Source organism: Wenzhouxiangella psychrophila, assembly GCF_042310375.1.
Classification (GTDB): Bacteria; Pseudomonadota; Gammaproteobacteria; order Xanthomonadales; family Wenzhouxiangellaceae; genus Wenzhouxiangella.
Genome location: NZ_JBHJMQ010000013.1, coordinates 62032 through 72088, shown reverse-complemented (window position 1 = coordinate 72088; position 10057 = coordinate 62032). Strand labels below are relative to the sequence as shown.

The window sequence follows — 10057 nt, the reverse complement described above, 5'->3', positions numbered from 1 at the left end:
CGTGTCCAGCGACCAGCCCGTATCGGCGCTGAGCGTGCCGCCGGCGGTACCGTCGTGGTCGACGGACTGACTGCCCGGACCAATCGAGCCGTTGCCCGACCCCACCGCGGCGCTAACCGTGTAGCTGTCGATCACGAACGTCGCCGTGACCGCACAGGCTTCGGTGATATTGGGCGCTGACCAGGTGCCGTCGCCGTTGTCGACCGGCGAACAGGTATCACCCGACAGCGTGTCCAGCGACCAGCCCGCATCGGCGCTGAGCGTGCCGCCGGCGGTACCGTCGTGGTCGACGGACTGACTGCCCGGACCAATCGAGCCGTTGCCCGATCCCACCGCGGCGCTAACCGTGTAGCTGTCGATCACGAACGTCGCCGTGACCGCGCAGGCGTCGGTAATGTTCGGTGCCGACCAGGTGCCATCGCCGTTGTCGACCGGCGAACAGGTATCACCCGAAAGCGTATCCAGCGACCAGCCCGTATCGGCGCTGAGCGTGCCGCCGGCGGTACCGTCGTGGTCGACGGACTGACTGGCCGGATCGATCGAGCCGTTGCCCGAGGCGACTGCCGCGTCAACCGTGTAACTGTTGATCTCGTGCTGCGCCTCGACCGTGATGTCGGACGTCACGTTGGTGTCCGTTCTCGGGTTGGCTGTGCTGCTGTCGCTCCACTGAACGAAGTGGTAGCCGGTATCCGGAATGGCTTCAACTTGAGTGCCGTTGTCGCCGTGATCGACCGTCTGCGAGGTGTCGCCGGTGATCGTGCCATTGGCGTCGGCGGTGTAGGTCAGCGTGTAGGTCTGGACACTTGTGTCTTCGACGCAGAGGTTCAGCGCCCAGGCATCCAGCGTTCCAGAGTCGTCCTTTCCATGATCAGTGATGCGCAACGTCCAGTCGCCGCTGGCTTCGAGCCCCTGAAAACCGGACAACGGATTACTGGGTGGATAGGTACCCTGATCCGTTGGTGGACACGGCCAACTGCCCGAAGCATCGTCCGCCAGGCTCAGGTGAAAGTCGTCCTCTTCCGCGCATGACTGATCCATGACACGAACGGTGGTGCTGTCCGGAGCGATCAGATCAAAAGACAAATCGCTGATGTAGGTATGGGTTCCCTGCAAGCCGATGACGGACACGCTATAGATTGGACCCGTCAGCGTGCTGCTAAGGGTGGAATCGGTTGTTTCGGGGGTCACATTGGGCCCGCCACCGCTCGCATCTGTAATGGCCAAGGGCACATCGGTGCTGTCGAACTGCTGACAGGATAGTGCGGTGGTAGTAAAGCTTGCTGCAAGAGAGACTGCGCCACTTCCACAATGGTTAGCCGCCGTCACCCGCCAGTAGTAAGTAGTGTTGCCACTCAATTCCACCGGCACATCGTAGCTGGTGCCAGTCACGTTAGCCGAGTGCACGATGGAACTGAATCCGGAGTCGGTTGCGATCTCGACCAAGTACTCATTAGCACCGCTGTCAGCAGACCAACTCAGGGACGGCTTCAGAGAAACTCCATTGGCACTGTCAGCTGGAGACTGCAGCGTCACTTGACCCGGCGCGGCGGCATCCAGATCCAGCGTCAGGTAAGCGGTCGCGGTATTTGTCGCATCGTCATCGTCGGTCGCGATCGCCTCGATGTCGTAAGTACCGCTTGCCACGCTACCCAGGCCGCTGAGCGTCAGATCAGTGTCCTTGGTCGGATGGTCCACGGGATTGGGCGAGAAGCTTCCCGAAGCGCCCGAGGGAATCCCGCTTGCCGACATGGTGGCGCTGCCCTCAAAGGCATCGTCCAGGGTGATCGTGGTCTGCGCGCTGTCATCGGTCGCACCGCAAACTTCGAGTGTGGCCGGACTGACCTCCAGGCCAATCGGACAGGTCGAACCGTACAGTTGATTACCCAGCTCGCGGGCATCGGCGAGCTTCACCAATCCCCAGCCTGTGACCTGATCCCAGCCGCTGCCGTAGACGAAGCCGGTACCGGGGTGCGTACCAGTAAGGTCCTTGGCACTGTCCCTGAGCAGTTGACGGATCTGCTTGTTGGTCAACCCGGCCGGTCCGCCGCAGGCGTCCCAGGTCAGGGCAACGGCGGCCGCCACGCCGGGCGTGGCCATGGAAGTGCCGCTGATGGCGTTGTAACCGCCCGTACAGTCGGTGCAACTCGAGCCGTCGTCAGCCACGAGATTGGCGCTGTCACCCAGCAGACTAGAAACCAGTTCCTGGCCGTCGGCCTGGGTCAGGCCGATAGCGGGGATCAACGGCGTCGTACAGTTGCCGCCGCAAGTGGCGAGAAGATCACCGGCCTCATTGTTGTAAATAATCGCGCCGAGACCACCTCCATCCCGCACGTTGTTGACCTTGTCGGCGAAGGCGAAGTCACCGCGTTCACACAGAACGACAGCATCGTTCCAGCTGGAATCGATATCCCCCGTATCGCACAGCCCACCGTCAACCAGGGGTCCGGTGACATCGCCCAGTCCACTTTCATCGACATGAGTGCCCTCGTAAGTGGTTCCGTCGACTGTCACCTGGTATAGGGGCACCGATCCATCGGCGTAATCGGGCGAGCCCGGCCAGGTCGACAATACGTTGACCCCGCCGCCGGAGAACTCGACCACATCCCATTCGGTATTGGCCGGCGGGTTGTCCGGATCGTAGCTGGTCGGCGGGTGCTGGGAGAATTCAGCCGCCACCTCGGCACTGTCGATCGCCGCGACCGAGATCACCGAATCGTAGCTGGCCGGGTAACTGGCGTCTTCATTACCGTCGTTGCCGGCCGCGGCAATATTGAGGATGCCGTCGTTGTCGTATAGATCCTGGAACATATCAGCCTCGGCCTCGGCGAAGCCTCCACCACCCAAGCTCATACTGATGACATTGGCGCCAGCATCGCGGCACGCTGCGGCCGCAGCGGCAAGGTTGGATTCTCCGGCCACTGCGTTGCCATCGTTATTGAAGAATTTAACGATGAAGAATTCGGCGCCGCCCGGCATCGTCCCTACCACGCCGAGATCGTTGTGCACCGCATTGGCGGTCCCCGCCACGTGCGTGCCGTGACCATTACCATCCTCGCTCCAGGCCTCGCCCGAGATTTGCGAGTGCCCATCCATCGTGACGCCCACGAAATCATCATGGGCAGCATAGAGACCCGTATCGATGATGCAGAACTTGACCCCCGAGCCGTCGGGTGCGTTGTCGTCCACGACGCCGTCGCGATCCGCATCCCAGATGTCCCGCGCCTGGTATTGATCAATGTTGTAGGGCACGGCCTGGCCAGCGAGACGATGCTCCGGCACCGGCTCGACCAGTTCGACGCCGGCGCGCCTGGACAGCGCTTCGGCTGCTGCTTCGGGCAGCATGACGGCATCGGTGCTTACACTGGGTAGTTCGTGAGTGCGCCGTCCGCCGGCATCGGCTACTGCTTGCCGGACCTCGTCTCTCCGCCCCCTGGCGTAGCGAACGTAAAAAGCTTGACGGGTCTCCGCGTTCTCGGTCGATGCAACCGGCGAGCTCGAGCCGGGCTTTTCCGGGCCATCGGCGGCCCAGAGCATCGACGAGAAGAAAACGGCCATCAATACGGCGGAGACAAGCTGCGTGATGCGCTTGCGTTCGATCTGCTGGTTTTTCATGGGTAAAGCACCATCGTTGTCGCCAGTTGCCTGGCGGCGTTGTCAGTTTCGATGGGGAATTTCTCAGGTCGAGCGGTCAGCTTTTGCGAGTGCCCGAGTACAAGTCATCTCACTGACCGGAACTCCCACAGGCACCTTACCCTCGAGATCACTATCCCCTCTTTCTCGGCGCGATAGCGACCTGCATCCATGTATCCCCCCGGCAGATCGCATATGCAACGTGTCTAATTTTTATACCATACCAGACCGTATGGTGCAAACCCCGGATTACTCGCCGCGAAGCGCTCGAACAACTTCTCCGTAGTCGTTCTGCCCGAAGATCGCCGAGCCGGCAACGAGCGTATCGGCACCGGCTTCGCGGATTTCGGCGGCGTTGTCGGGTTTGACGCCGCCGTCGATTTCCAGGCGGATGTCGCGGCCGGAGTCGTCGATGATCTTGCGCGCCTGCTTGAGCTTGTCGAGGGCGGCGGGAATGAATTTCTGGCCGCCGAAGCCGGGGTTGACCGACATGATCAGCACCAGGTCGACCTTGTCGATCACCCATTCGAGGATGTCGAGCGGCGTGGCCGGGTTGAACACCAGGCCGGCCTTGCAGCCCTGCTCGCGGATCAGGGCGAGCGTGCGGTCGACGTGCTCGCTGGCCTCCGGGTGGAAGCTGATCACGCTCGCGCCGGCCTTGGCAAAGTCGGGAATGATGCGGTCGACGGGCTTGACCATCAGGTGCACGTCGATGGGGGCGGTGATGCCGTGGTTCCTGAGCGCCTGGCAGACCATCGGGCCGATGGTCAGGTTGGGCACGTAGTGGTTGTCCATGACGTCGAAGTGCACCCAGTCGGCGCCGGCTTCGAGCACGTTGGTCACTTCCTCGCCCAGGCGGGCGAAATCGGCGGAAAGAATGCTGGGTGCGATCAGGGTGGGCTGCTTCATGGTCGGGGCTTGGTGCGTATAATTCGGGTTTGTTTTCCATTGTACCCGCCAACGTGAGCGACTACCCCGTTCCGCCGCTGGAGCTGCTGCACCAGGGCAAGGTGCGCGACATCTACGCCGTCGACGACGATCGATTGCTGATCGTCGCCTCCGACCGCCTGTCGGCCTTCGACGTCGTCCTGCCCGACCCGATTCCGGGCAAGGGCGAGATTCTCACGCGCATCTCCAATTTCTGGTTCAGCCAGTTCGCCGACCTGGTGCCCAACCACCTGCTCGACGACGACCTGGCCGATGTGGTCGGCAGCGCGGAGCTGGCCGCCGAGCTGGCGCCGCGCAGCATGCTGGTGCGGCGGCTGAAGTCGCTGCCGGTCGAAGCCATCGTGCGCGGCTACCTGGCCGGCTCCGGCTGGAAGGATTATCAGAACAGCGGCGGCATCTGCGGCGTCGCCCTGCCCGAGGGCCTGGAACAGGCCGCCGCCCTGCCCGATCCGATCTTCACGCCCTCGACCAAGGCCGCCGTGGGCAACCACGACGAAAACATCGACATGGCGGCCATGCAAGAGCAGATCGGCGCCGACCTGGCGCTGAGAATCCGCGACATCAGCCTGGCCATCTATCGCCGGGCCGCAGCGTTCGCGCGCGATCGCGGCATCATCATCGCCGACACCAAGTTCGAGTTCGGCGTCGACCGCGACGGCGAGCTTTACCTGATCGACGAGCTGCTCACGCCGGACAGTTCAAGGTTCTGGCCGATCGACGAGTGGCGACTGGGGATCAGCCCGCCGAGCTTCGACAAGCAGTTCGTGCGCGATTACCTGGAAACCCTGGACTGGGACAAGACCGCGCCGGGGCCGAAACTGCCCGCTGAAATCATCGAGCAGACCGTGGCGCGCTACCGCGAGGCCGAGAGACGACTGCTTGCACATGAGTGAGCCCGGCCTGACACGCGTTGCGGCCGACGCCACCCTGGCCCGCCTCACCGGCGCTGTGCTGTTCCTGACGCTGGCGCTGGGCCTGGTCGTGCCCGATGCCCTGGATGTGGGGGTCGCAGCCCTGGTGCTACTGGCGCTGATCTGGCTGCCCAAGCCCGATGGCTGGCGCCGCCACGACCTGCACCGCCTCGAATGGCTGTTTCTGGGCAGCGTCGTGCTCTTTGTCGCCGCGTGGCTGCTGGCCTGGGCGCTGCACGGCATGCCGTCCGGGGGCACCAGCACCGCGCAGCGCATTCCCAAGTTGCTGGCCGCCGTGCCCTTGTACCTTTTCATGCGCCGGGTCGACGGCCTCGAAACCGCCTGGTGGAACGGCCTGGTGGCCGGCGCCTTCATCGCCAGCGGCTACGCCCTCTGGTTCAACCTCACCGGCCAGGTGGGCGACTACGGCGGTCGGGCGACGGGCCCGACCAACCCGATCTATTTCGGCGGCTTCTCGATGGCTTTCGCGCTGGTGCTGATTCCCAGGCTGGCCGACGAACGGCAATCCAACCTGGCCCGCACGCTGACGGCAGCAGCCATCATCCTGGCCTTTGTCGCCAACGCCCTGTCGGGTTCGCGCGGCGCCTGGCTGGCCATACCAGCGCTGCTGGCCGTGTACCTGTTCACCGCCGGCGCCGGGCAGCCGATTCGCTGGCGGCTCGGCGTTCCGCTGGTCGTGCTGGCCGTGAGCCTGCTGGTGCTGCTCAACCCGATCCTGCCGATGAGCGAGCGGCTGGACGAAACCCTCGCCGACCTGAGCGTCATCGCCAGCGGCGAAAACGGCAACGGTGGTATCGGGCTGCGCGTACAGCTGTGGGAAATCGCCGGCGGCCTGATCCAGGCCGAACCGCTGACCGGCACGGGGCCGGGCAGCTACACCATCGCGCTGATGGAGTCGGTGCAGTCCGGCGCCTACGATGACGCCATGCTTCGCTACGATCACCCGCACAACCAGTACCTCTCGGCCCTGATCGAAGGGGGTATCGGCCTGCTCGCCATCCTGATATTGCTGCTGGCCAGCCCCATCCTCCTGGTCTCGCCCCTGAGCCGCCGCTATTCGAGACAGTGCCGTTACCTGGCCTGGTCCGCGCTCGCCTCAGGGGTGGTCATCGCGGTGCTGGCGCTGTCGGAATCCCTGTTCGAGCGTAATGACGGCGTGGTGTGGTTCGTCTTCCTGGCGGCGACGACCACCGCGCTGGCGGCCGGCAGCAGCCAGTCAAGAGACGACGGCCAGGCAATCCAGTAAGCGCCGTGCCAGGCGTTGCACATCGTCGGCGGCGGGCGTTTTTCCGCCGCCGGGCGGGGCCGGAGATCGGCCCGGTTCGCGCAGCATGGCCGTAGCCGCCCGGCAGAGCGACGCCGGGTCGAGCTGCGCCGCCCTCGCCCGGCCCGTTTGCGCCAGGCGGGCAACCCGCCGCGGCTGATCGCGGCCGCCCACGGCAGCCACCACCAGGGGCACCCCGGCCGCCAGGGCCTGTTCCGAAAGCATATTGCCCGCACCGATCACGGCAAGACGGGCCCGGCCCAGCAGGGCGCCGAGTGCCGCGGTCGGCAGCGACGCAAGCACCGAGACTTCCGGATCGGAATCGACCCCGCCGCGGTACTGCGGCCCCATCACGACCACGGCCGGCATGCCGGTTTCGCGCCGGAAGCGGCGAGCCGCTTCCAGGAACAGTTCCGGCACCGGCCGGCCGGCGTGTTCATAGCCGCCGCCGCCGGCAACGAACACGGCGAATTCCCCGCCACCGGGCAGCGCCGGCTCCCAGGGCGCAAGCGCCGCGTCATCGGGCCGGGGGACGACGGCACGGGCCAGTTCGACCTCGACCCGCGGGAACAGCCTGAGCAGCAAGCGCTCGTACCCATGCAGTCGCGGCGCCGGCGAGAGCGAGTCGACGATGACGTGCAGGTTCATCCAGCGCATCTGGCGGGGACGAAACCCCTTGAGCCGCTTGCGCGGGCGATTGCTGATCCACGCGACCTGCACACCAAGCCGCCGCGCGGCCCGGAACTGGGCGACCCGTCCGGTGCAATCGAACACTGCCAGGCCGGGCCGGCGCTGTTCGATCAACTCGATCACCTCGTTGCCAGCCTTCGCCGGCGTGGCTGAAAGCGCGTGGTAGGTGAACCGCTCGTCGCGCTCGACGCGGGCCTCGGCGTGCAGCAGGAACTCGATGTCGATTCCGGGACGTTCGTCGACGATCGCCCGGGCCAGCGCCAGGCAGCGGTAGTACTCGCCGCTGCCGCCGGGCCCGCTGGCCGGGGCAAACAGGATGCGGCCCGCGCGCCCGCTCACCTCGACTTCCTTTTCTTGCGGCGGCTGCGCCGCCGTCGAATGCCCGGATAGCGCTCGGGCTCGCCCGGCGGCGCGGTCTTGAAGCGGCGGTGAACCCAGAAGTACTGGGCCGGATCCTGCCGGATGTGACGCTCCAGGAAGGCGTTGAAACGGGTCAGGTCCTGCTCGTCGTCGCCACTGGGAAAGTTCTCGAAGGGCGGCTCGATGATGACCCGGACGCGGCCGCTGTCGGGATCGCGTATGGGATACATGCCCAGCACCACGGCGTGGCCCATGCGCGCCATGTTGGCGATGCCGGTCGCCGTTGCCGTGGCCAGGCCGAAGAACGGCACGAACACGGAGCGCTGCGGCCCGAAATCCTGGTCCGGTGCATACCAGAGCAGATGGCCCGCACGCAGGTGCCGCACCATGGCGCGCAGTTCGTTGCGCTGGAACATGCCTTTGGCGTAACGCAACCGGCCGCGGTTCTGGAAGGCCTCGACCGTGCGGTTGCCCTGCGGCCGATAGACCCCCCAGGTCGGCGTGCGCTCGCACAGCAGGCGCCCACCCAGTTCGAGCGAGGTCGAGTGACCGGTCAGCAGCAGGATGCCCCTACCCGACTCGCGGGCGCGCTCCAGGTGCTCGAGGCCCTCGACGGTGCCGAAGCGCTCGTCGAGCTTGCCGGGTCGGCACCATGCGATGGCGCCTTCGGCCAGCATCTCGGCAAGGAAGCGAAAGTGGCGCTTGACCATGCGGCGACGCTCGGCCGGCGCCATGTCGGGAAAACAGAGCTCGAAGTTGCGCTCGGCAATCTTCCGGCGCGACGGCATCGCCAGCGCAAACAGTGGACCAAGCGGACGAACCACGGCCCGGGCCAGGCCCGGCGGCAGCCGACCCAGCAGCCGGGTCGGCTGCAGCAGGATCCAGGTCAGGAATTCGATCATGCCGGTTACCCTTCCCCGCCCCAACCGACAGCCCGGCCCGGGGCCGGATCATGAAGTAAACTCGTCGCCGTCATGCTTGCAGTCTACCGTTTGCTCGTTTTGCTCGTTGCGCCACTCGCGCTGCTGTGGCTGCGCTGGAAAATTGCCGGCCCGGCGGAGCTGCGCGCGCGCTGGCGGGAACGCCTGGGCAGCGTGCCCCGCCTTGATGAAACCCGGCCGGTGTTGTGGCTGCACGCCGCCTCGGTGGGCGAAGTCAATGCCGTCGCCGCCCTGGTCAGCGCGATGCTCGAGCGTTATCCGGACCATCGCCTGGTCATCAGCACGATCACGGTCACCGGCCGGGCCGAGGCCATACGGCGCTTCGGTGACCGAGTGGATACGCTCTTCGCACCGCTGGATACACCCTGGGCCGTCAATCGTTGGCTCGAGCGCATCCGGCCGCGGCTGGCCATGGTAGCCGAAACCGAGATCTGGCCGGAGCTCTATCGCGGCTGCAGCAAGCGCGCCATTCCCCTGGTCTTGGTCAATGCCCGGCTGGCGCCCTCGGCCATGCAGCGATACCGGCAATTTCACTCGCTGTTCGCCGGCGCCCTGTCGTCGGTCGACCTGGCGATCTGCCAGAGCGATGACGATGCCGGACGCTTCCGCGAACTGGGCCTGAGCGAGGATCGAATCGCCATGGCCGGCAACCTCAAGTTCGACCGCGTCATTCCCCAGGACCTGGGCGAGACCGTACGCAAACTGCGCAGCCAGTGGGGCGAGCGCCCGACCTGGGTGGCCGGCAGCACGCGGCCGGGCGAAGAGGCCATCGTCCTCGAGGCGCACCGGCAGTTGCTCGAGGGGCATGCCGACGCCTTGCTGGTGCTGGCGCCGCGTCATCCCGAGCGCAGCGGAGAAGTGCGCAAGTTGATCGGCGAGGCCGGCCTGAAGGAACAGCCCATCGACGAAGTCGTCGATGCGGATACCGGCGTGGTGCTGGTCGACCGGATCGGCGTGCTGCTGTCTTGCTACGCGGCCGCGCCGGCCGCCTTCGTCGGCGGCAGCCTGGTCGATATCGGCGGACACAACCTGCTCGAGCCGGCCGCTTTCGGCAAGGCCGTCATCGCCGGGGAGCACCTGCATCAGCAAGCCGACTCGGCCGCGGCCCTGCGCGACAACGGCGCACTGATCGAAGTGCACGATGCCGACGGGCTGGCCCGGGCGGTGTTGTCGATCTGGGAGGATCCGCAGCGCGCCCTGGACTACGGGCGCGCCGCGCTGGAAGTGGTGGAAAACGGGCGCGGCAGTGTCCGCCGCACCCTCAAGCTTCTGAACGGGCTGCTCTGAAAACT

At 65.8% G+C, this 10057-nt stretch carries 7 protein-coding genes; 3 read left to right on the top strand and 4 right to left on the bottom strand.

Annotation, left to right across the window (positions count from 1 at the left end; all coding sequences use genetic code 11):
* Together ACDC66_RS14335 and rpe are read right to left on the bottom strand one after the other, a co-directional pair.
* A partial coding sequence (locus tag ACDC66_RS14335; protein WP_376697419.1) for a S8 family serine peptidase occupies positions 1-3612 on the bottom strand: 3612 nt, incomplete at its 3' end.
* A gap of 267 nt (positions 3613-3879) precedes the next feature.
* On the bottom strand, positions 3880-4539 hold the full coding sequence (rpe, locus tag ACDC66_RS14330) for a ribulose-phosphate 3-epimerase (RefSeq protein ID WP_376697418.1): 660 nt from the start codon (positions 4537-4539) through the stop codon (positions 3880-3882).
* A gap of 53 nt (positions 4540-4592) precedes the next feature.
* On the opposite strand from rpe, the gene ACDC66_RS14325 reads away from it, so the two are divergent.
* A complete protein-coding gene (locus ACDC66_RS14325; protein ID WP_376697417.1) occupies positions 4593-5471 on the top strand; it encodes a phosphoribosylaminoimidazolesuccinocarboxamide synthase in 879 nt (292 codons plus the stop codon).
* Positions 5464-6756, top strand: a complete 1293-nt coding sequence (locus tag ACDC66_RS14320) for an O-antigen ligase family protein (RefSeq protein ID WP_376697416.1) — start codon at positions 5464-5466, stop codon at positions 6754-6756. The genes ACDC66_RS14325 and ACDC66_RS14320 overlap by 8 nt, the downstream gene beginning before the upstream one ends.
* Here ACDC66_RS14320 and ACDC66_RS14315 read toward each other — a convergent pair.
* A complete protein-coding gene (locus ACDC66_RS14315) occupies positions 6727-7803 on the bottom strand; it encodes a glycosyltransferase (RefSeq protein WP_376697415.1) in 1077 nt (358 codons plus the stop codon). The two genes, ACDC66_RS14320 and ACDC66_RS14315, sit on opposite strands and share 30 nt — an antisense overlap.
* Positions 7800-8726, bottom strand: coding sequence for an LpxL/LpxP family acyltransferase (locus ACDC66_RS14310; protein WP_376697414.1), 927 nt, complete (start codon positions 8724-8726; stop codon positions 7800-7802). The genes ACDC66_RS14315 and ACDC66_RS14310 overlap by 4 nt, the downstream gene beginning before the upstream one ends.
* Before the next feature lie 72 nt (positions 8727-8798).
* On the opposite strand from ACDC66_RS14310, the gene ACDC66_RS14305 reads away from it, so the two are divergent.
* Entirely contained in the window at positions 8799-10052 is a 1254-nt protein-coding gene (locus tag ACDC66_RS14305; protein WP_376697413.1) for a 3-deoxy-D-manno-octulosonic acid transferase, read from the top strand.
* Positions 10053-10057 lie beyond the last annotated feature (5 nt).